A 20,200-nucleotide genomic window follows, 5' to 3' on the forward strand; every position below is an offset into this window, starting at 1 on the left:
AGTCGTTATTATTACAACAAATGTACAAAAAAAGCTCATTCTAAATTTTTAACTTTGCAACATTGTGCAAGGATTTTATAACACATCAATTAAGGCGTACGGAATGGCGCTAAAATTGGCTTCGAATTTTAACGAAAAAGCAAAACTTTGGGTAGATGGAAGAAAAAATTGGGAAGAAAAAATAGCTTCTAAAATTTCAGAAACCGATAAAGTTTTGTGGGTACATTGTTCATCTTTAGGCGAATTTGAACAAGGTAGACCAGTGATCGAAGCATTGAAAGAAAACTATCCAACACATAAAATTGCTGTTTCATTTTTCTCTCCTTCTGGTTATGAAATTAGAAAGAATTATCAAGGCGCAGACGTTATTTTTTATTTGCCTTTGGACACAAAATCAAATGCAGAAAAGTTAATAAAAGTGCTTCATCCAGAAATTTTGATTTTGGTGAAATACGAATATTGGTTTAATTTGATTATCGAATTACATCAGCAAAACATTCCTACAATAGTGGTTTCGTCAATCTTTAGAGAGAGTCAAAATTTTTTCAAAAAAGACGGAAATAATTGGTTTGCGAAAAAATTAAGTTTGATAAATCATTTCTTTGTTCAAAATCAAAAATCAAAAGATTTACTGGATTCAATCAATATCACACAAAATACAATTGCAGGCGATACGCGATTTGATCGTGTCAAACAGATCATTCATCAAGATAATGAATTGGATTTTATGAATGATTTTAAACAAAATTCGAAATTAATTGTTGTTGGAAGTTCTTGGCCAAAAGATGAAGAATTATTTGTGAATTTAATCAACCAAAAATTAAATAATGATTGGAAAATTGTTTTTGCACCACATAATTTGAATAATGCTGAAATCAATTCTTTTCAGAATAAAATCAACCAAAAAGCAGTTAAATTTTCTGATTTAGAAAAAACATCCAATCAAGAGTTAATCGATTCGAAAATATTTATTCTAAATACAATTGGTATTTTATCAAAAGTCTATTCTTATGCAGATATTACCTATATTGGCGGAGGTTTTGGTGCAGGAATTCATAACACGTTAGAAGCTGTAACATTTGGAAATCCTGTCGTTTTTGGTCCTAAATACAAGAAATTTCAGGAAGCTGTGGATTTGATAGAAGTTGGCGGAGGATTTTCTATTGCTAATCGACATGAATTTGATACAATTATGAATCGTTTGATGAACGATGAAAATTTCCGAAAAGAAAGTGGAAAAAAAGCTGGAGATTTTGTTCAAAATTCACCAAATGCAACTAAAATTATTTTAGAATATTTAGATGATATTTGTAAATCTTAAAATTTTATCAATTTTTAACAAAAAAGGCACAGAAATTGTGAATCAAAAAAGCATTATTGATTTTTTTAAAGTGTAAATCAATCTTCTGTATGAATAAAACTTTACTTTTGAATTAATTATTATAACTCAGACTTAAGTAATAAAAAAATGAAGAAACTTATTTTAGGAATAGCACTTTTCGGTGGATTAAGTGCAGCAAATGCGCAAATTGATTTAGGAGTAAAAGGAGGTCTTAACTTCCCGACTTTATCTGGTGATTCAAGACAAATATATCAAAATCAAACTAAATTCAGAACTGATTTTTATGTGGGAGGTTATGCCAACTATAAGATAACGGATCAAATTAGTTTTCAACCAGAGTTATTATATTCTAAACAAGGAGCTGGATTGAAAACAAATGATAACTCAAAAGCTAAATTAATTACACATAATATTAATATTCCTTTAATGGGACGTTATGAAATTATGGATGGATTAAATGTTGAATTTGGTCCACAATTAGGTTTCTTAGTTTCTGCTAAAAAGAAAACTGAAGAAGGAAAAATTAATGAAAAAGAAAAATTTGTAGATAATTTCAAAACATTTGATTTCGGATTAAATTTTGGTGCTGCTTATAAAGTAAGTGATGAACTAGAAATTAATGCTCGTTTTACGAAAGGTTTGTCAAACATCAACAATTATTTCCCAGAAGTAATGAACGACAATTACAAAATTACAAACACATACTTTAGTGTTGGTGTAGCATATAAGTTAATGGAAATGTAATTGCTTTAATTAAAAAAATTAGAAGGAGCTTTTTGCTCCTTTTTTTGTGCTTAATCGTTAAACAATTCTAAAACAATTTTGCCTTGTTAAATTAAATTCTATATTTGTAGTAATAAAAATACAGTTGTAGATATGAATGTTAAATTATCAAGAAGAGAAGAGGAAGTAATGGAAGTTATCTGGAGCGGAAAACAAGTTTTTGCGAAAGATATTATCGATTCTTATGACGATCCAAAACCTGCGAATACTACAATTTCTACCTTATTAAAAAGGATGCACGACAAAGGTTATATTGATTACGAGCAAATGGGAAACTCGCGACGATACTATGCTTTGGTGAAAAAAGATGATTATTTTTCGAAAGAAGTAAAAGGAATGATTTCGAACTTCTTTAATAATTCGGCAACACAATTTGCTTCATTTTTTGCAAAATCGAACAATATGTCGGTCGAAGAATTAGAAAAATTACGTGATATAATTGACAACGAAATAGATCGCAAAAAGAAATAACCTATGGTTGCTTTTTTTATAAAATTTATTCTTTGTTCCGGATTTTTATATTCGTTTTATAAACTTTTTTTGGAACGCGAAAGCATGTATAAAATCAATCGTTTTTATCTGTTGTTTTCGTTGATATTTTCGTTAATCGCGCCTTTGTACAAAATTGATTTGCCTATCACAGCGACAGAAACAAATATTTCGCCCGAATTATTGGCTTTTCTAATGCAAAACCCTGAATTGTTGCAACAAGAAAAAGGAATTAATTTTGGTGATATTTTGACTGTTATTTACATTTTGGTTGGCGTAATATTTCTTGTAAGATTTATCTACAATTTGTACGAATTGATGTTCAAAATTAAGACTGAAGAAAAAATCAAAGATCAAGAAATTACATATATTCTTGATTTAGATTCGAATCAACCGTATAGTTTTTGGAAATATATTTTTATTCCGAAAAAGCAACTAAAAAGTTTACATCAAAATTTAATTGATCACGAAAAAGCGCATTGCATTCAGAAACATAGTTTGGACATTTTGTTAATTGAAATTTTTCAAATTCTTTTTTGGTTCAATCCGTTTATTTATTTCTATAAAAAATCAATCAAACTAAATCACGAGTTTTTGGCAGATGAATATGTATTGAAAAGAAACTCAGATTTAAAAACGTATCAACATCAAATTTTGGATTGTATTGCAACGCAAAATCCATCTATGATGGCAAGTAATTTCAATTTTATTCTAACTAAAAAACGCCTACTTATGATGACAAAAAATACATCAAAACGAAAAGTAAAAATTCTGTCTTTTGCTTCTTTGCCTTTTATATTGAGTGCTTTTGTACTTTTTAGTCAAAAATCGTTCGCGCAAGAAGTTGAGAAAAAAGCTCAAAAAGTGGAACAAGCGTTGGAAAAACCTGTTCAATCGCAAGCCGAAATTCTACTTGATCAAGCAACTACTTTAAGAGATTCGCTTCTCAAAACAGATCAAGCTAAAACAACAACTCCAATAGAAAAAGTGATTACCAAAGATGAGTTAAAAACGATTTTGAAAAGTAATGCGCAAAACAAAATTATCTTGAATGATGCTGGAGATATTATTCTGAATGATTCTATCAAAATAAAAGATATTGTCTTGAAAAAAGAGTTGGTTCCAACGATTTTATATGGAACGGATGGAAAAATTTTGCAAAAAATTGATCCAAAAGATATAGACAAGGTTTTTGTAAGAAGTAATGAAGGTTTGATAGAAATTATCAAAAAAGATTCAAGTATCATCAAAATTTTCAATTCAGAAAAAGACATTCCGAATATCAATAAAAAAGTAAAAACAGCTAAAATGCCAACAGTAAAAAATAATATTATGTTGAAAAATGGTTATTCTATTTATACAGATAAAAATGCTGTTGAGCACAAAATTATTAGTTCTGAAATTGATAGAGTTTATTTAAAGAATCAATTAAAATCAAAAGGAATTGATAATAGTTATAGTTTAAGTTTTTCAAAAAATAAAGTAGTAGATAATACAGAAATAGAAAAACAAGTAAAAAATGCGCAAGCAAGAGGTTATGATATTGCAGCTGTAAAAACGGATACTAAAAATCCGTGGGCAATTAAAGTAGAACCGCATTCTGCAAGAGAAGTAACGAAATTTAAAGTTGATCCCAAAAATCCCGAAATACAAAAATTAGGTACTTTTACTGTAAAAACATTTTATTCTGAAGATCCAAAAGAAATGAGTAAACATCTTGAGGAGAAAAAGAAAGAACTGGAATTACAAGAAAAAAATACTAAACAAATGCTAAAAGAGATTGAAAAAAGGCAAAAAGAATTAAAAAAAGAAATTAAGAAATAATAAAAATTTCATAGTATTTATAACATATTCAAAAAAAAGGGAAACTCGTTCAGGTTTCCTTTTTTAGTACGTCATGTTTTGGCATTCTGATTTTCTATTTTTGAGAAGATTGTTTAACTTTCCTAAAAATTCAGAATTTGTTACAAGCAGGCGATTTCAAAATTTACAATGCTTCCGCTGGAGCAGGTAAAACTTACACATTGGTAAAGGAATTTCTTTCGTTGTTATTGACGAATGAAAGCGATTATCATTTCGAGCATATTTTAGCCATTACATTTACCAATAAAGCGGCCGGCGAAATGAAGGAACGTATCATCGAAACTTTAGAAGAAATTGCCAAAAACCCTAATCCAAAAGAAGATGGCTATATTCTAAAATTAGCTTCAGAACTGAATTTGAAGCCTGAAATCATTAAGACAAAAGCATACAATATTCTGATTGCGATTCTTCATAATTATTCCAAATTTTCGATTTCTACGATTGATAAATTTAATCTTCGATTGATGAAATCTTTTGCACAAGATTTGGGTTTATCAATGAATTTTGATGTCGAAATGAATACGAATGAAATCATTAATGAATCGGTTGATTTGTTGTATTCAAAAATTGGGGAAGACGAAAAACTAACGCAAACAATGATCAAAATTGCGTTGGATAATATGGACGCAAATAAATCGTGGGATATTCGAAAAACGCTTTCTTCAGACACTTCGGACATTTCTAATGATCGACATTTACAAGATTTAGAAAAATTAAAAAACATTTCGTTAGACGAATTTATTCGTTACCGAAAAGTTATTTTTGATGATATAAAAACTTTGAAAGATGGTTTGATTACAATCGGAAATGAGTTTTTCGAATTGCTTGCAAACAATGGAATTTCGGTAAATGAATTACCAGGAAAAAGTCGAGGAATTGCTGCTTTTTTCCAGAAATTAAAAAACTTTGATGGTTTTGGTTTGATTTTACCAACCGATGCGAATACAAAAGATATTTTGGAAGAAGGTTATCTTTCGAAAGTGAAAGATGTAATAGCAGAATCTATTTTTCCTCAAGTGAAAGATTTGTTCGAAAAAGCTGCGAACATCAATGATCACTTACTTTTGTTAACCTCCATTCAGAAAAATATATCCTCAATTTCGTTGATTAATGAAGTTGAAAAATCATTGGATTCGATCAAAAAAGATTCAAATGTTTTATTGATTAACGAATTTAATACCATTATCAGTAAAAATCTGCAACAACAGCCAGCCAATTTTATTTACGAACGAATTGGTTCGCGCTACAATCATTATTTTATTGATGAATTTCAGGATACATCGACGTTACAATGGAATAATCTGAATCCGTTGGTCGAAAATGCGCGTGCGCAATCTGACACGATTATGTTGGTTGGCGATGCAAAACAGTCTATTTATCGTTGGCGAGGTGGAAATCCTGCACAAATGATTGATTTAATTGATCGAAAAGAGGAAGAAAATATAAAAGTTGAAGAGTTAGAAAAAAACTGGCGAAGTCACGAAAATATTATTCAATTTAACAATGAATTGTATTCGTTTATCGCGCCACAACTCAATTTGCCGAGTTTTCAATATTTATACGAGATTGGAAATAAACAATTAACTAATCATCAAAAAGATGGTTTTGTCAAAATAAATTTCATTGAGCAAGAAGGTCGTTCGAAAGATTTATTTAAAGAACAAAATTTAGAATTAGTTCTTAAAACAATTGAAGATTGTCGAGCAAATGGTTTTTCATTAAAAGATATTGCGATTTTGGTTCGTAGTAATGCGCAAGGGATTTTGTTAGCGAAATATTTGACCGAAAATAACTTGGTTGTGATTTCAAATGAAGCTTTATTGTTAAAAAATTCTTTCGAAATTCAATTGATTGAATATTTGTTCAAAATCACATCAAATCCACAAGACGAACAATCAAAAATTCGTTTTTTGATGGTGGCTTATGAATTAGAATTATTCAAAACAGATGATTTAACAATCGCAGTTGAAAAAGCCTTAAAAGGTGATTTGCCAAAGTTTTTAAAATTAACCAAATCACTTGGAATTGATTTAGATTTTATTCAAGATCAAAACCTTTCATTATACGATTTCACCGAAAAAGCGATTCGAACTTTACATTTACAAGAGCGTTCACCAGCTTATATTTTGAGCTTTTTGGATGTTATTTTAGAATATTCATCAAAAAACGAATCTGATCTTAATTCATTTCTTGAGTTTTGGTCAACAATCAAAGATAAAGCGAGTATCAAAACACCAAAAGGTGTCGATGCAATTCAGATTATGACGATCCACAAGTCAAAAGGATTAGAATTTCCAGTTGTAATTTTGCCATTTTTGGATTGGCAAAGTAAGAATTCTAAAATTTGGATTCCATTACAAAAAGATGAGGAAAATCCGTTCGAAACATTTTATGTTGGAATTAATAATGAATTAAAATCAATCAAAAATGAAGCGATAAAATCGAAGATTGACGAAGAAGAGAATTTGGTTCAATTGGATGAAATTAATACACTTTATGTTGCAACAACGCGCGCAAAAGAGCAATTGTATATGATTGCGCTAAAACCAAAAGAATCTTCGAAATCAAAAAATATTGCAAACTACTTGCACGAATTTGTTTTCAGTAAAGGTTTTTCTGAGGATGAAGTTATTTTGAAAGGTTCTCCAGAACGAATTTCAACCCCTAAAATCATAGAAAACTCTTCAGCTGAGTTAAAAATTTATTCTTCGGATTGGAATACGCGTTTAGTGATTAACACCAATTCAGAAAAAGCGCAAGAAAAGTTAAAATTCACCGAATTTGGAAATACAGTTCATAACATTTTATCGCAAATTGTTACACAAAATGATTTACCAAAAATCATCGAAAGTGAAAAACAGCGTGGTACAATTTCAGTCGAAAATGTAGAACATCTGCAAATAACCTTGCAAAATTTATTACAAGATGCTAAATTAGTTCCATATTTTGCTGAAGGTTTAACGGTTTTGAATGAACGCGATTTTATTGATGAAAATGGACAAATTTTCAGAGCAGATCGTGTAGTAATTGATGCAGAAAATAATTGTTCGATTATCGATTATAAAACTGGTCAACCCGATTTAGATCATCATTTTCAAGTGAATAGATATGCCGATTTTTTTAGAAATTTAGGTTATAATATTCAAACCAAAATCTTGATTTATATTGATGATGAGCAGCAAAAAATAAATGTTGTAGAGGTATTTTGATGAATGAAAATGTAAAGTTAAAATTAGCGAGTTTACCCGAAACGCCTGGTGTTTATCAGTATTATAACAAAAGAGGAGATTTGTTATACATTGGTAAAGCGAAAAACTTGAAACGTCGCGTGAATTCGTATTTCAATAAACAACACGATTCGAAACGTTTGCGTGTTTTGGTGAGTAATATTGATAACATCGAAACAATCAACGTAAATTCTGAATATGACGCGTTGTTGTTGGAAAATAATTTGATTAAAGAGCATCAACCACGATATAATATCCTGTTAAGAGATGACAAAACCTATCCTTGGATTTGCATCAAAAATGAACGATTTCCACGAATTTTTTCGACTCGCAATGTAATCAAAGATGGTTCGGAATATTTTGGACCATATTCTAACGGAAAAGCGATGAAAGTTTTGTTAGGTTTGATCAAAGAATTGTATCAACTAAGAACATGTTCGTATGATTTGAGCGAGAAAAATATTGAAAATCACAAATTTAAAGTTTGTTTGGAATATCATATTGGTAATTGTCTTGGACCTTGTGAAGCTTATCAAACCGAAGAAGAATACAACGAGCAAATTTCGGCAATTCGTAATATTATCAAAGGAGAATTTAATGAAGCAAAACAATATTTGGTCAATCAAATGACAAAATATGCATCGGATTTGAAGTTTGAAAAAGCGCAAATGATTAAAGAAAAAATTGAAGCGTTGCAGAATTATCAATCTCGTTCTACAATTGTTTCGCCTACGATTACCAATGTTGATGTTTTTTCGATTACGTCGGACGAAGAATATGCCTATGTCAATTTCATGAAAATTTATCACGGTGCAATTATACAGTCGCATACAGAAGAATGGAAAAAGAAATTGGATGAAACAGACGAAGATTTATTGGAACGTGCAATTATTGATTTTTCAGATCGATTTAATTTAACTTCGAAAGAAATTTATGTCCCGTTCGAATTGAGTTTAGAAATTCCGTTCAGAAAAATTACAGTTCCAAAAATTGGCGATAAAAAACATATTGTCGATTTATCGTTAAAAAACACACGGATTTATCGTTTAGAACAGCTCAAACAAACTAAAATCGTCGATCCTGATCGTCATACAAATCGTATCATGAATCAGATGAAAGTTGATTTGCGTTTGCCTGTAGAACCTCGACATATCGAAGGTTTTGATAACTCTAACATTCAAGGAACGAATCCAGTTTCGGCTTGTGTAGTGTTCAAAAATGGAAAACCAAGTAAGAAAGATTATCGCATTTTCAATGTTAAAACTGTAGAAGGGCCAAATGATTTTGCAACTATGGAAGAAGTGATTGAAAGACGATATTCAAGAGTTTTGGCTGAAGGAGAATCTTTGCCTCAATTAATTTTGATTGATGGTGGAAAAGGACAATTAAGTTCTGCTCTAAAATCGATTGATCGTTTAGGGTTACGTGGAAAAGTTTCCGTGATTGGAATTGCGAAACGTTTGGAAGAAATTTATTATCCAGACGATCCTTATCCGTTATATTTGGACAAAAATTCTGAAACCTTAAAAGTGCTTCAACATGTGCGAGATGAATCGCATCGATTTGGAATTACGCGTCACCGAAATCGTCGAAGTAAAAACGCTTATAATTCGGTTTTGGAAGAAATAGAAGGTGTCGGTCCGCAAACAATTAAAGAATTATTAACAAAATTTAAATCGGTCGAACGAATAAAAAATGCATCTTTGTTAGAATTAACCGATTGTATAGGAAAATCTAAAGCAAAAAAAATAAAAGATTATTTTTCGAATGATGAAAAATCTACTAATTGACAGAGATTTAACGTCTCTTTTGAACAATCCAAAGTTACAAGCTACTTTGGCAATTGTTCCTATCACTTTATTTATACTTGGCTTGTTAAGTTATTTTGGAATTTTTTATTCGATGTTTAGCACGCTCGATGCGCAGCTAGGACATTTAGGAAGTTCTAAATCACTATTGAGTGCCTTATTAGGAAATCTTATCATTTTTATCTTTTTGGTATTGATGAGTTTTTTCACTGGTGTGATTTCTTTTGTTTACTTTATTGTGCATGCTTTAAAGAATCCAAATTTGATAAAAAGTGATGATCGTTTGGTCTGGATTACGATTATTATTTTTGGAAATGGAATAGGAATTTTTGTCTATTGGCTAACTCAAATCAAGCGAAAAAAGCCTCGTCCAATTATTGATTTATACACAGACGATATCTAAAAATATAAACTGTTTTACTAAATTGTAAAGCAGTTTTTTTATGAATTATTTCAAAAATTTGTACCTTTTAACTACAAATCAAAACAACATGAAAATAGTAGAATTATTAGCAAAAGAATTGCAAAACGAGTATCAAATTACCAAAGAATTTATTGCAAGATTTCCTGAGGATAAAACGACATACAAACCTCATGAAAAAAGTATGGATATTACAACTTTAACAAATCATGTGGTTGAAATATTTGCTTGGCCAGCTTTGATCTTAACAACTGATAAATTAGATTTTGCAGCAGGGGATTACAAACCGACAAAATTTACCTCTATTGAAGATTTACAACAAAAATTGGATGATGATTATGAATTAGGAAAAGCGGCGTTAGAGAATGTGAACGAAGATCATTTATCAAAAAGATGGCAAGTTACAGAAGGAGAAACTGTTTTTGCAGATTTTACAAAATATGAAGCAATTCGTCATGCTTTAAATCAAATTACACATCACCGCGCTCAATTGGGAGTTTTTTATCGCTTACTTGGAATAGATTTACCTTCGAGTTATGGACCAAGTGCTGATTCTCAAAAGTTTTAAAAAATAAAAAAGACCTCTAATAGAGGTCTTAAAATCATAATTAGTGTTAATTGTATTACTGATCAGTAATATTATTATCTCAAAAATATAACATATATCATATTTAAGCAAATCTAAGTTATGTTTTTTTTAAGAAATATTAACAATTTTATAATATTCGTAGTTAATAATCTATTTTATTAATTTTATCTAAAAAAGACATCAATAAATGTATCAATTAATATGAATTCATAAAAAAAGCTTTCGAAATCCTCGAAAGCTTTTTTGTATTTTGACTTTATATTGTTTTAAACAAAAGGAGTTTTTACAACTTCTGCTAATACATTTTTATCACGAATTTGAATTCTAATTGTTGTTCCAACTTTAGCAAAATCTGTATGAACATATGCTAAACCAATTCCTTGTTTCAACATTGGAGACTGCGTTCCTGAAGTCACAATACCGATTGTATTCTCGTTGTCATCTACAACTTTATAATCGTGGCGAGGAATTCCTCTTTCGATCATTTTGAAACCAACTAATTTCTTCTCAACTCCAGCTTCTTTTTGAGCTTTCAAAATATCAGAAGAAATAAAGTTTGTATCCAATTTCGTTACCCAAGCAAGACCAGCTTCTAATGGAGTTGTGTCATCGTTGATATCATTTCCGTATAAACAGTAACCTTTCTCTAAACGCAACGTATCACGAGAAGCTAAACCGCAAGGCTCAATATCGAAAGATTTTCCAGCTTCCATTACTTTGTCCCACATTTCGTTTGCTTGCTCATTCGCGAAATAAATCTCGAAACCTCCTGAACCAGTATAACCAGTTGCAGAAATAATCACATTTTCCATACCTGCAAACGTACCAATTGCGAAATGATAGAACGGAATTTCAGCTAAATTAACATCTGTCAATGCTTGCATCGCTTCAATTGCTTTTGGTCCTTGGATTGCTAACAAAGACATCTCATCAGATTTGTTTGTTAATTCTGCACCAAACGTATTGTGTTTGTTCATCCATTCCCAATCTTTATCGATGTTAGATGCATTTACAACTGCCATCCACTCATCATCAGAGATTTTATAAATGATTAAATCATCTACAATTCCTCCTTTTTCGTTTGGCATTGCATTATATTGAGCTTGACCAATAGTAACTTTCGTTACATCATTCGTCAATAAGTGTTGTAATAAGTCTGTTGCTTTTTCTCCTTTTACAAAAAATTGTCCCATGTGAGAAACATCAAAAACGCCAACTTTTTCTCGAACAGCAAAATGTTCTTGGTTAACACCTGCGTATTGCACTGGCATTTCATATCCAGCAAAAGGAACCATTTTCGCACCTAAATCTTTGTGCTTTTGGTTTAATGCAGTTACTTTCATTGTTTGTTTGCTTTGATAAGTTTATAATTCTCCCAAAAATAAGGAATTAATTGTTAGGAAAATTTCTTTAATAGAAGATTATCTAATTTTATGAATAATTTTTAAATTCCCTTCCGTCGCTTTATACGGCTCGAAACGCATAACCGATTTTCCTTTACCAAATTTGTTCATAAACTTTTCGTTTATTTTTCCTGATAATTTCAATGGTTGACAACCTTCGCAAGGAATAATCAAAATGGTATCGTTTGTTTTACCTTTTACTTTTACAATTTCGTACGAATAATCTGTATCCAAACGAGAATTAATAACATTTTCAATTGGTTTATTAAAGCTCTCAATAAAGAAAACGCGTCGATCTTTGTTGCTTCCAATAATAATTGCAGCACCAACTAAAATCAATAAAACGACAATTGATATGGTCAAAATTTTTTTAAAATCCATCTTTTTGGTTAATTCGTAGATTAAAAGTAATAATTCATTCCGAATGAAAAAAATATTCGTTTTATTTCCTATCTTTTTACTTCTATTTACATTGACAATGAATAGTTGTACAAAAGCAAAAATATTAAAAGAAAAACATTCAATTTCATTACAAAATATCCAAAATGGAGATTTGATTTTTGTTGGTGCGCAAACAGAAGAACTTTCGGGCGCGATAAATAGAGTGACAAAAATAAATGACGAAACCAATTTTGATCATGTTGGTTTAATCGAAAAAACTGATGATTCTATTTTTGTTCTACATGCTGCTCCAATGGGCGGATCGCAACGAGAGGAAATTCATCATTTTTACATTTCTCAAACCGAAAAGAATAATAAAATTGTCATTTATCGTCTCAAAAATGAATATCAATATACAATTCCTCATGCAATTGAAAAAGCTAAAACAATGCTCGGAAAACCTTATAATTGGTTATACATTTTGAATGATGACGAATTATATTGTTCAGATTTTGTGGAAAGAGCTTTTCGTGATGATACTATTTTTGAATTGATTCCCATGAATTTCAAAAACAAAGAAACTGGAATTATTGATGATTTTTGGATAGATTTCTATCGTAAAAAAGGAAAAAAAGTTCCGCAAGACGAACCAGGAACAAATCCAAATCAATTGGCAACTTCTAAGAAATTAATTAAGGTTGGTGAGGTGAAGTTTTAAAATGAAACTCTGAAACAAATTCAGAATGATTCATAGAATCTTTATAACAAATAAATTAATTCCTACTTTTACCACATGAAACAAAATATCATTTATAGTATCATTTTCTTTTTCGTGTTATTTGGACTAAAATATTTGTTCGATAAAAGCGATGTGCAAACAATGTTGGTTTATTCGGCAATTGGAACGGTTATCTTTTTTATTTATCGAGTTGTCATAAGAAAAATGTTATACAAACAAAAAGACCAAGAAAACTAATTTCCTTGGTCTTTTTTTATTGCTTGCATTGCTTCTTCAATGTGCGTTTCGGCTACATTTGAAACAATGTGTTTAATTAATTTTCCTTGTTTATTGAATACAAAAGTTTCTCGCGGTGTGATTAAGCCAAATTTCTTTTTGATTCCCAACAACTTCGACAACTTTGCTCCTTTATCAGAAAGCAACGGAAAGTTTAATTGATGTTTTGTATAAAACTTCTCGTGAGAAGAAGTTGATTGTCCATTTATTCCGACAATCACAGCGTCTAAAGCATTGAAATCTGCATTTACATCACGAAATTGACATACTTCTTTTGTACACATTGGCGTAAAATCCATCGGATAAAAGAATAAAACAAAATATTTTTTGTATAAAAATTCGTCCGAATTAAACCAATTTCCTTTGTTATCCTCCAACGAAAAGGTTGGAATGTGATCGCCTAATTTCATTCGCCTGCGTATTCTACAAAATTACGTGGAGTTTCGTATAAGGTTACTTTCAATTCTAAATCGGTCGCTAATTTTGCTCTAATTTTATTCCAAATCAAAATCACAATATTTTCGGCAGTTGGATTGATAGTTTTAAATTCTTCAATATCAACATTCAGATTTTTATGATCCAAATAATCTTCAACTTCAATCGCAATAATTTTTCGTAATTCGTCCAAATTCATCACAAAACCAGTTTCTGGATCAACTTCGCCTTTCACCGCCACAATAATTTCGTAATTATGCCCGTGATAGTTTGGATAAGAACATTTTCCGAAAACTTCAAAATTTTGTTCGTCGCTCCAATTCTTGTTAAACAATCGGTGCGCAGCATTAAAATGTGCTTTTCTGTTGACAGTAACTTTCATCTGTATAAATTTTTATTCTTCGATATACGAAACGTAATGTTCAAAAATTATTTTGAACCAAGCTGTATAATTCTGAGGATTTTTTTCCATATCTTTTTTCAAATCATCCAATTCTACCCAACGATAGGCCATCACTTCATCAGGATTTAGCTTTGGTTCATCATCAAATGTTCCGATAAAAACATGGTCTAATTCATGCTCGATCAAATCATTTTCTAAATGCGCTTTGTAAATGAAATTAAATTTATATTCTAATTCGCAATCAAATCCCATTTCTTCTTCCAAACGTCTGTGCGCCGCTTGTTCGTAAGTTTCGTTATCGCGCGGATGACTACAACATGTATTCGTCCACAACGTTGGCGAATGGTATTTGCTCGCAGCTCGTTGCTGAATCATTAATTCTCCTTTGGAATTGAATACAAAAACAGAAAATGCACGATGCAACAAACCAGCTACATGAGCCTGTTGTTTCTCCATCAATCCTAATTTTTGATCGTCCTGATCAACTAAAACTACAAATTCTTCCATTAAACAAAAATAGCCTTTTCTATAGGATTAAAAAAGAAGTTCGATTTCTTTGTGCTTAAATTCTCTCAATTCTTGATTGATTTCTATCAGTAAATTTCCCGCTTCATTTACATCTCTAATAATTCCGTCCACTTCTACTCCATCCAATCTAAAATGCGAAATTTCATCTTTTCTAAACAGATTATCTAAATAAGTTTGATGAATTTGTTCAAAATTTTTCTCTTCTAAAATTGAATATTCATTTTCGAAATAATGTATTAAATCTGCCAAAATTTCCTCGATGTCATATTCTTTGTCAGTTACTTTTCGAATAGATGTTGCTTTTGGTAAGTGATTAAAATCAGCTTGATTGACATTAATTCCTATTCCGATTACAGAATTCATAATTCCATTGGAACGATGATTTTCGATTAATATTCCACAAACCTTTTTATCATTTAAAATGATATCATTTGGCCATTTTACGTTAGATTTTGGATGAAATTGTTTTAAAAATAGACAAATAACATTCGAAATCCATTCGTTAAAATAAATTAATTCTTGAAAACTATAATCCGTTTTCAGCAAAAAACTAAAGGTTAAATTTTCTCCAGCGACAACTTTCCACTCATTTCCTGCGTAACCTTTTCCTTTTGTTTGATTTTTAGCATGTATGACAGTCCAACTATTGGCATCTTTTTTGGACAAATCCACCAAGAACTCATTCGTATTAGGCAAAGAATCAAAACTAATTAAATACATTTTTTTTACTATTTTTATAGAGTGGTTAAAGTTATTTTAAAAAGTTTAAACTTTAATAAGGATTCACTAAATTTGCGAATTACAAAATAAAAGATGATAGATACTCAATATACAAAAGACTTGCTAGATAGCATTGTTGACGGAATTACAAATGTTAAAGGAGAAGAAATTACAATTCTAGATTTACGCGAAATTGAAAATGCATTTTGTCAATACTTCGTTATTTGTACCGGAAACTCGAATACACAAGTTAGTGCTTTAGCAGGTTCGATTGAAAGAACTGTAAAAACAGAAATGTCAGAAAGACCTTTTCATGTAGAAGGAACACAAAACAATCAATGGGTTTTGTTGGACTACACAAATGTTATTGTCCATATTTTCCAAAAAGAATACAGAGAATATTACGATATCGAAAGTCTTTGGGGTGATGCTGTAGAGACGCGTATCGAAATGGAATATTAATCATAACTGAAACCAAAAAAAAATTGAAAAAAAATAATTTTAAACCTTCGGGGTTTAATCCTACATGGATATATGCCATTATTGGATTATTACTGATTGCATTTCTATTATTTTCTGATAACATTGGAGGTGCCGGCGGAACTACTAAAAATATAGACCGTACGACTTTCCTTTCTTATGTAGAAAAAGGTTACGTAAAAGAAGCGAATCTAGAAAAAGAATCAGGACGTGTAAGTGTATATTTAACGGACGCAGCTCTGAATACTGAAGAATTTAAAAAGTTTAAAAAATCAAACGAAACTTTAAATCCTTTTGCTACAGGCGCTCCAAACTTTATTTTCAATGTTGCTGATGCAGGAAATTTTGAAAAAGACTTTTATGCTAACGTAGAAAAGAGTCCGAATAAAACTGCCGTTCTTAACACACAAATTTCAAATGGTTTTGGAAGTTTGTTTATGAATCTTTTCATTTCATTAATTTTCTTCGGATTAATCTACTTCTTACTATTTAGACGAATGGGCGGAGGCGGATCTGCTGGAGGTGGCGGAGGAATTTTCTCTGTCGGAAAATCAAAAGCGAAATTATTTGAAGGTGATGATCATATCAAAACAACTTTCAAAGATGTTGCAGGTTTAGAAGGTGCAAAAGAAGAAATCGAAGAAATCGTTGAATTCTTGAAACATCCAGAAAAATTTACAAAATTAGGTGGACGTATCCCAAAAGGAGCCTTATTAGTAGGACCTCCAGGTACAGGTAAAACCTTATTAGCAAAAGCTGTTGCTGGAGAAGCAAAAGTTCCTTTCTTCTCGTTATCAGGATCAGATTTCGTAGAAATGTTTGTGGGGGTTGGTGCATCTCGTGTACGTGACTTATTCAAAAATGCAAAGGAAAAATCTCCTTCAATTATCTTTATTGATGAGATTGATGCCATTGGTCGCGCACGTGGAAAATCAAACTTTACAGGTTCTAATGATGAACGCGAAAATACATTAAACCAATTATTAACAGAAATGGATGGTTTCGGAACAGAATCTAACGTAATTGTGATTGCTGCAACGAACCGTGCTGATGTATTGGATAAAGCATTGATGCGTCCAGGTCGTTTTGACCGTATTATTCATGTTGATTTACCTGAATTAAACGAACGTAAAGAAATCTTCGCCGTTCACTTACGTCCATTAAAATTAGGTGAAGATGTTGAAATCGAATTTTTAGCAAAACAAACTCCAGGTTTCTCTGGTGCAGATATATTCAATGTTTGTAACGAAGCAGCTTTAGTTGCTGCTCGTAAAAACAAAGACGTCGTAGAAAAACAAGACTTTTTAGACGCTGTTGACCGTATTATTGGTGGATTAGAGAAGAAAAGTAAAGTGATTAAACCTTCTGAGAAAAAACGTATCGCTTATCACGAAGCTGGTCACGCTACAATTGGTTGGTTAACAGAACACGCTGCTCCATTGGTTAAAGTAACTATAGTTCCTCGTGGACGTTCGTTAGGTGCCGCTTGGTATTTGCCAGAAGAAAGACAAATTACAACGACAGAACAATTGTTAGACGAAATGTGTATGACAATGGGTGGTCGTGCTGCTGAGGAAGTTGTTTTCAATAATATTTCTACTGGTGCATTAAGTGATTTGGAAAAAGTTACAAAACAAGCTTCTGCAATGGTTAGTATTTACGGATTGAACAAAGAAGTTGGTAATGTTTCTTATTACGATTCATCTGGACAAAATGAGTATGGTTTCAGCAAGCCTTATTCAGAACAAACTGCTCAGGTAATTGATAAAGAGGTAAAAACAATGATCGAAGCTCAATATGATAGAGCAAAAGATATTTTACGTGAACATCGCGATCAATTAGATGTTTTAGCTCAAAAATTAATTGAGAAAGAGGTGATCTTTAGAGAAGATTTGGAAGAAATTTTCGGACCAAGAAAATTTGTAAACGAATTAGATCAAATCGAAGAAAAACAAGAAGAGGCTATAGAAGCTGATTCAGAACAAGTTGTTCAACCAGAATCTGGAAATGATATTTAATCAAATTCATTCAAAATAATAGAAAAAATCGTCCAAATAGGACGATTTTTTTTTTACTTCTTATTATATTGTTAAAATTTATTACCTTTAGGCTGTAATTGATTAATTTCATATAAAATCATGAGTTTTCATGTGGAAAGCAATTAAAAACCTACTTAAAAAAGCTACTGAAAAATCAGCAGAGAATTCAGATGATAATCAAATTGATTTATTTCATCCAAATTATGCTGACCAAAAAATTTCTATAGATGAAGTATTTGCTACAAATTTTAATGTAGGTGGTGGACATTTTTTATTTTGTGATAATATAGAGGAGGCTTCTAAAAACCTTAAAGAGATTGTCAATTACGAAAATGTAACCGAATTAATTTGTCCTGATCCAAATTTACAACAGGTTCTTAATTCAGTCAATATTCCTTTTGTCGAAAATCCATGCGACTCTCGTTATACGCTTAGTTTTCTTAGTTGCGAATTTCTGATTGCTTTTGATGGAAGTATTATGTTATCGGCGCATCAAACTTATGGTAGAAATATTGCTGATTTTCCGTCAAATTTTATTATCTATGCACGCCCGTCACAATTAGTGGAAAATGTGAGTGTGGCATTACAGAAATTACGAACATTAAAAAAAGATAACCTTCCATCTAAAATAACTTCGATTCGAGGAAAAAATATGCACAAATTTCCCAACGTAGACAACGCGAAGAATATTTATTTGTTATTGGTTGAAGATTAGCTATGAAAAATTTAGCAATTAGAGCTTTCTCTGGACTTATTTACGCACTTATTATATTTTTCGGGACAACGATAGATCCAAAAGGTTTGATTGTTTTGATGATGGTTTTTGGACTTTTTTGTTTGTACGAGTTTTTTAAAATCACTAATCTTACCAATAAACTTTATCAATTAGGAGCACTTTTAGCTGCCTTAGTTGTTTTTGGATATTATGGAAAAGAATTTTTAGAAGCTTTCGAAACTTCAAATCATTACTATTTTCATTTAAAAAGTTTGTACTTCATCATTCCAGTTTTATTTGTTTTTAGTATTTATATTATTTTCAAATCAACCAATGAATTATTGAACGATTTTGGAAAAGCTACTTTAGGTTTAACATACGTTATCGCACCATTTGTCTTAGCATTAACTTTACCTAGTTTTGATTATAATTTAGGTGAAAAAGTGATGCATTACGAAGTGTTTTTCGTTTTCTTATTACTTTGGAGCAGTGATACATTTGCATATTTAACAGGAAACTTAATTGGAAAACATAAATTAGCACCTAAAATTTCGGGAGCAAAAACGTGGGAAGGTTTTTTTGGAGGAATTATTTTCACCATTATCGCTGGATTCTTAATTCAGAAATATTTTGGAGAGAACTTGCACGGAAACTGGATGATTATTGGTTTGATCGTTGCAGCATTAGGTCCATTGGGAGATTTGACAGAATCTAAATTAAAACGATTTTTCAATGTAAAAGACAGCTCTAACCTTATTCCAGGACATGGCGGTTTTTTAGATCGATTAGATAGTTTTATATTTGTCGTACCATTTGTTTATTTATATTATTTATTAGTATATACTTTATGAAACTTCACAGAGAAGGAACAGCAATTTTGATAGGTTGCTTAATTTTATTTGCAATCGCTACAGGAGTATTACATTACTTTTTTCCTGTATATGGTTTTTACTTTGCCTTACCATTATGGATACTTTACGGATTTATCGTTTGGTTTTTCAGAAACCCAATTCGTGAATCAGATTCGTCAGAAAATTGCGTAATCGCACCAGTTGATGGAAAAGTTGTTGTATTAGAAGAAGTATTTGAAAGCGAATTTTTGAATCAAAAATGTATTCAATTATCAATTTTCATGACGCCTCTTAACGTACATGTAACGCGTTATCCTGTGAATGGAAAAGTGATTTATTCGAAATATCATCCAGGAAAGTTTTTGGTTGCATTTCATCCAAAATCATCAGAATTGAATGAAAGAACAACTGTTGTTGTAGAGAATGCAGATCATACAAAAGTTCTTTTCAGACAAATTGCAGGTGCAGTTGCACGAAGAATTGTTTGTTACAGTAAAGAGAATGACGATGCTGTTGCGGGTAAAGAATATGGCTTCATCAAGTTCGGATCGCGTGTTGATATCTTTTTACCACTTGATACTGAGATTAATGTAAAGGTTGGAGATAAAACAAAAGGTGGAATTCAGAAAATTGCACAATTGAAATAAATCAGTTAGTTGAACTCAATGTTTTTAACTAATTTTGTCAAAACAATTATAATAATATACC

The 20,200-nt window shown here is 30.9% G+C and carries 21 protein-coding genes; 15 read left to right on the top strand and 6 right to left on the bottom strand.

Going from position 1 to position 20,200, the window contains the following annotated elements; genetic code table 11:
- Nucleotides 1-64 precede the first annotated feature (64 nt).
- The 8 genes from B3578_RS04240 (at nucleotide 65) to B3578_RS04275 (ending at nucleotide 10,501) form a co-directional block, all read left to right on the top strand.
- Nucleotides 65-1,321 (top strand): 3-deoxy-D-manno-octulosonic acid transferase, encoded by a 1,257-nt coding sequence (locus B3578_RS04240; RefSeq protein ID WP_291047107.1) that lies wholly within the window; start codon nucleotides 65-67, stop codon nucleotides 1,319-1,321.
- 147 nt (nucleotides 1,322-1,468) lie between these two features.
- Nucleotides 1,469-2,086 carry a porin family protein gene (locus B3578_RS04245; protein WP_171622884.1) on the top strand — a complete coding sequence of 206 codons (618 nt, stop codon included), beginning with the start codon at nucleotides 1,469-1,471 and terminating at the stop codon, nucleotides 2,084-2,086.
- Nucleotides 2,087-2,218: 132 nt separating this feature from the next.
- Nucleotides 2,219-2,596, top strand: coding sequence for a BlaI/MecI/CopY family transcriptional regulator (locus B3578_RS04250; RefSeq protein WP_171622883.1), 378 nt, complete (start codon nucleotides 2,219-2,221; stop codon nucleotides 2,594-2,596).
- Between the two features lie 84 nt (nucleotides 2,597-2,680).
- Complete coding sequence (locus B3578_RS04255; RefSeq protein WP_291047108.1) at nucleotides 2,681-4,438, top strand: M56 family metallopeptidase; 1,758 nt, start codon at nucleotides 2,681-2,683, stop codon at nucleotides 4,436-4,438.
- A gap of 137 nt (nucleotides 4,439-4,575) precedes the next feature.
- Complete coding sequence (locus B3578_RS04260) at nucleotides 4,576-7,686, top strand: UvrD-helicase domain-containing protein (protein ID WP_291047109.1); 3,111 nt, start codon at nucleotides 4,576-4,578, stop codon at nucleotides 7,684-7,686.
- Nucleotides 7,686-9,494: an excinuclease ABC subunit UvrC gene (gene uvrC / locus B3578_RS04265; protein ID WP_291047110.1), complete on the top strand. Its 1,809-nt coding sequence runs from the start codon at nucleotides 7,686-7,688 to the stop codon at nucleotides 9,492-9,494. The genes B3578_RS04260 and uvrC overlap by 1 nt, the downstream gene beginning before the upstream one ends.
- Nucleotides 9,475-9,915 carry a hypothetical protein gene (locus B3578_RS04270; RefSeq protein WP_257467985.1) on the top strand — a complete coding sequence of 147 codons (441 nt, stop codon included), beginning with the start codon at nucleotides 9,475-9,477 and terminating at the stop codon, nucleotides 9,913-9,915. Before uvrC ends, B3578_RS04270 begins: the two co-directional genes overlap by 20 nt.
- An 88-nt stretch (nucleotides 9,916-10,003) precedes the next feature.
- The gene (locus tag B3578_RS04275) at nucleotides 10,004-10,501 is read left to right on the top strand and encodes a DinB family protein (protein WP_125348619.1); all 498 of its coding nucleotides are present in this window, start codon (nucleotides 10,004-10,006) and stop codon (nucleotides 10,499-10,501) included.
- A 287-nt stretch (nucleotides 10,502-10,788) separates the two neighbouring features.
- Here B3578_RS04275 and gcvT read toward each other — a convergent pair whose 3' ends face one another.
- Nucleotides 10,789-11,865 carry a glycine cleavage system aminomethyltransferase GcvT gene (gene gcvT, locus B3578_RS04280; protein WP_291047111.1) on the bottom strand — a complete coding sequence of 359 codons (1,077 nt, stop codon included), beginning with the start codon at nucleotides 11,863-11,865 and terminating at the stop codon, nucleotides 10,789-10,791.
- A gap of 78 nt (nucleotides 11,866-11,943) precedes the next feature.
- Nucleotides 11,944-12,306, bottom strand: a complete 363-nt coding sequence (locus B3578_RS04285) for a hypothetical protein (protein ID WP_219033679.1) — start codon at nucleotides 12,304-12,306, stop codon at nucleotides 11,944-11,946.
- 43 nt (nucleotides 12,307-12,349) lie between these two features.
- On the opposite strand from B3578_RS04285, the gene B3578_RS04290 reads away from it, so the two are divergent.
- Entirely contained in the window at nucleotides 12,350-13,024 is a 675-nt protein-coding gene (locus B3578_RS04290; protein ID WP_257467987.1) for a YiiX/YebB-like N1pC/P60 family cysteine hydrolase, read from the top strand.
- Between the two features lie 75 nt (nucleotides 13,025-13,099).
- Nucleotides 13,100-13,282 (top strand): hypothetical protein, encoded by a 183-nt coding sequence (locus B3578_RS04295; protein ID WP_219033680.1) that lies wholly within the window; start codon nucleotides 13,100-13,102, stop codon nucleotides 13,280-13,282.
- On the opposite strand, the gene B3578_RS04300 is transcribed toward B3578_RS04295, so the two are convergent.
- From B3578_RS04300 to B3578_RS04315, 4 genes are read right to left on the bottom strand one after another with little or no spacing between them, the layout of a single operon-like run.
- Nucleotides 13,279-13,731, bottom strand: coding sequence for a peroxiredoxin (locus B3578_RS04300; protein WP_219033681.1), 453 nt, complete (start codon nucleotides 13,729-13,731; stop codon nucleotides 13,279-13,281). The two genes, B3578_RS04295 and B3578_RS04300, sit on opposite strands and share 4 nt — an antisense overlap.
- Nucleotides 13,728-14,138, bottom strand: coding sequence for a 6-pyruvoyl trahydropterin synthase family protein (locus B3578_RS04305; RefSeq protein WP_125350508.1), 411 nt, complete (start codon nucleotides 14,136-14,138; stop codon nucleotides 13,728-13,730). Before B3578_RS04305 ends, B3578_RS04300 begins: the two co-directional genes overlap by 4 nt.
- A gap of 12 nt (nucleotides 14,139-14,150) precedes the next feature.
- On the bottom strand, nucleotides 14,151-14,666 hold the full coding sequence (gene idi, locus B3578_RS04310) for an isopentenyl-diphosphate Delta-isomerase (RefSeq protein ID WP_115001587.1): 516 nt from the start codon (nucleotides 14,664-14,666) through the stop codon (nucleotides 14,151-14,153).
- A gap of 27 nt (nucleotides 14,667-14,693) precedes the next feature.
- Nucleotides 14,694-15,407, bottom strand: coding sequence for a biotin--[acetyl-CoA-carboxylase] ligase (locus tag B3578_RS04315; protein WP_219033682.1), 714 nt, complete (start codon nucleotides 15,405-15,407; stop codon nucleotides 14,694-14,696).
- 93 nt (nucleotides 15,408-15,500) lie between these two features.
- On the opposite strand from B3578_RS04315, the gene rsfS reads away from it, so the two are divergent.
- The 5 genes from rsfS (at nucleotide 15,501) to B3578_RS04340 (ending at nucleotide 20,139) form a co-directional block, all read left to right on the top strand.
- A complete protein-coding gene (gene rsfS, locus B3578_RS04320; protein ID WP_038331822.1) occupies nucleotides 15,501-15,869 on the top strand; it encodes a ribosome silencing factor in 369 nt (122 codons plus the stop codon).
- A 23-nt stretch (nucleotides 15,870-15,892) separates the two neighbouring features.
- The gene (gene ftsH / locus B3578_RS04325) at nucleotides 15,893-17,905 is read left to right on the top strand and encodes an ATP-dependent zinc metalloprotease FtsH (RefSeq protein WP_221854183.1); all 2,013 of its coding nucleotides are present in this window, start codon (nucleotides 15,893-15,895) and stop codon (nucleotides 17,903-17,905) included.
- Between the two features lie 130 nt (nucleotides 17,906-18,035).
- On the top strand, nucleotides 18,036-18,641 hold the full coding sequence (locus B3578_RS04330) for a hypothetical protein (RefSeq protein WP_219033684.1): 606 nt from the start codon (nucleotides 18,036-18,038) through the stop codon (nucleotides 18,639-18,641).
- 2 nt (nucleotides 18,642-18,643) lie between these two features.
- Nucleotides 18,644-19,492 carry a phosphatidate cytidylyltransferase gene (locus B3578_RS04335; protein ID WP_291047112.1) on the top strand — a complete coding sequence of 283 codons (849 nt, stop codon included), beginning with the start codon at nucleotides 18,644-18,646 and terminating at the stop codon, nucleotides 19,490-19,492.
- Nucleotides 19,489-20,139 (top strand): phosphatidylserine decarboxylase family protein, encoded by a 651-nt coding sequence (locus tag B3578_RS04340; RefSeq protein ID WP_038331813.1) that lies wholly within the window; start codon nucleotides 19,489-19,491, stop codon nucleotides 20,137-20,139. The genes B3578_RS04335 and B3578_RS04340 overlap by 4 nt, the downstream gene beginning before the upstream one ends.
- Nucleotides 20,140-20,200 lie beyond the last annotated feature (61 nt).

Source organism: Empedobacter sp. UBA1574, assembly GCF_002322895.1.
In the GTDB taxonomy this organism is placed as follows: domain Bacteria; phylum Bacteroidota; class Bacteroidia; order Flavobacteriales; family Weeksellaceae; genus Empedobacter; species Empedobacter falsenii_B.

Coding starts and splice junctions, on each gene's coding strand:
- B3578_RS04250 (WP_171622883.1), top strand. CDS start 2,219: ATGAATGTTAAATTATCAAGAAGAGAAGAGGAAGTAATGGAAGTTATC.
- B3578_RS04315 (WP_219033682.1), bottom strand. CDS start 15,407: ATGTATTTAATTAGTTTTGATTCTTTGCCTAATACGAATGAGTTCTTG.
- B3578_RS04330 (WP_219033684.1), top strand. CDS start 18,036: ATGTGGAAAGCAATTAAAAACCTACTTAAAAAAGCTACTGAAAAATCA.
- B3578_RS04295 (WP_219033680.1), top strand. CDS start 13,100: ATGAAACAAAATATCATTTATAGTATCATTTTCTTTTTCGTGTTATTT.
- B3578_RS04245 (WP_171622884.1), top strand. CDS start 1,469: ATGAAGAAACTTATTTTAGGAATAGCACTTTTCGGTGGATTAAGTGCA.
- uvrC (WP_291047110.1), top strand. CDS start 7,686: ATGAATGAAAATGTAAAGTTAAAATTAGCGAGTTTACCCGAAACGCCT.
- rsfS (WP_038331822.1), top strand. CDS start 15,501: ATGATAGATACTCAATATACAAAAGACTTGCTAGATAGCATTGTTGAC.
- gcvT (WP_291047111.1), bottom strand. CDS start 11,865: ATGAAAGTAACTGCATTAAACCAAAAGCACAAAGATTTAGGTGCGAAA.
- B3578_RS04285 (WP_219033679.1), bottom strand. CDS start 12,306: ATGGATTTTAAAAAAATTTTGACCATATCAATTGTCGTTTTATTGATT.
- B3578_RS04290 (WP_257467987.1), top strand. CDS start 12,350: ATGAAAAAAATATTCGTTTTATTTCCTATCTTTTTACTTCTATTTACA.
- B3578_RS04305 (WP_125350508.1), bottom strand. CDS start 14,138: ATGAAAGTTACTGTCAACAGAAAAGCACATTTTAATGCTGCGCACCGA.
- B3578_RS04270 (WP_257467985.1), top strand. CDS start 9,475: ATGAAAAATCTACTAATTGACAGAGATTTAACGTCTCTTTTGAACAAT.
- B3578_RS04340 (WP_038331813.1), top strand. CDS start 19,489: ATGAAACTTCACAGAGAAGGAACAGCAATTTTGATAGGTTGCTTAATT.
- idi (WP_115001587.1), bottom strand. CDS start 14,666: ATGGAAGAATTTGTAGTTTTAGTTGATCAGGACGATCAAAAATTAGGA.
- B3578_RS04255 (WP_291047108.1), top strand. CDS start 2,681: ATGTATAAAATCAATCGTTTTTATCTGTTGTTTTCGTTGATATTTTCG.
- B3578_RS04300 (WP_219033681.1), bottom strand. CDS start 13,731: ATGAAATTAGGCGATCACATTCCAACCTTTTCGTTGGAGGATAACAAA.
- B3578_RS04275 (WP_125348619.1), top strand. CDS start 10,004: ATGAAAATAGTAGAATTATTAGCAAAAGAATTGCAAAACGAGTATCAA.
- B3578_RS04335 (WP_291047112.1), top strand. CDS start 18,644: ATGAAAAATTTAGCAATTAGAGCTTTCTCTGGACTTATTTACGCACTT.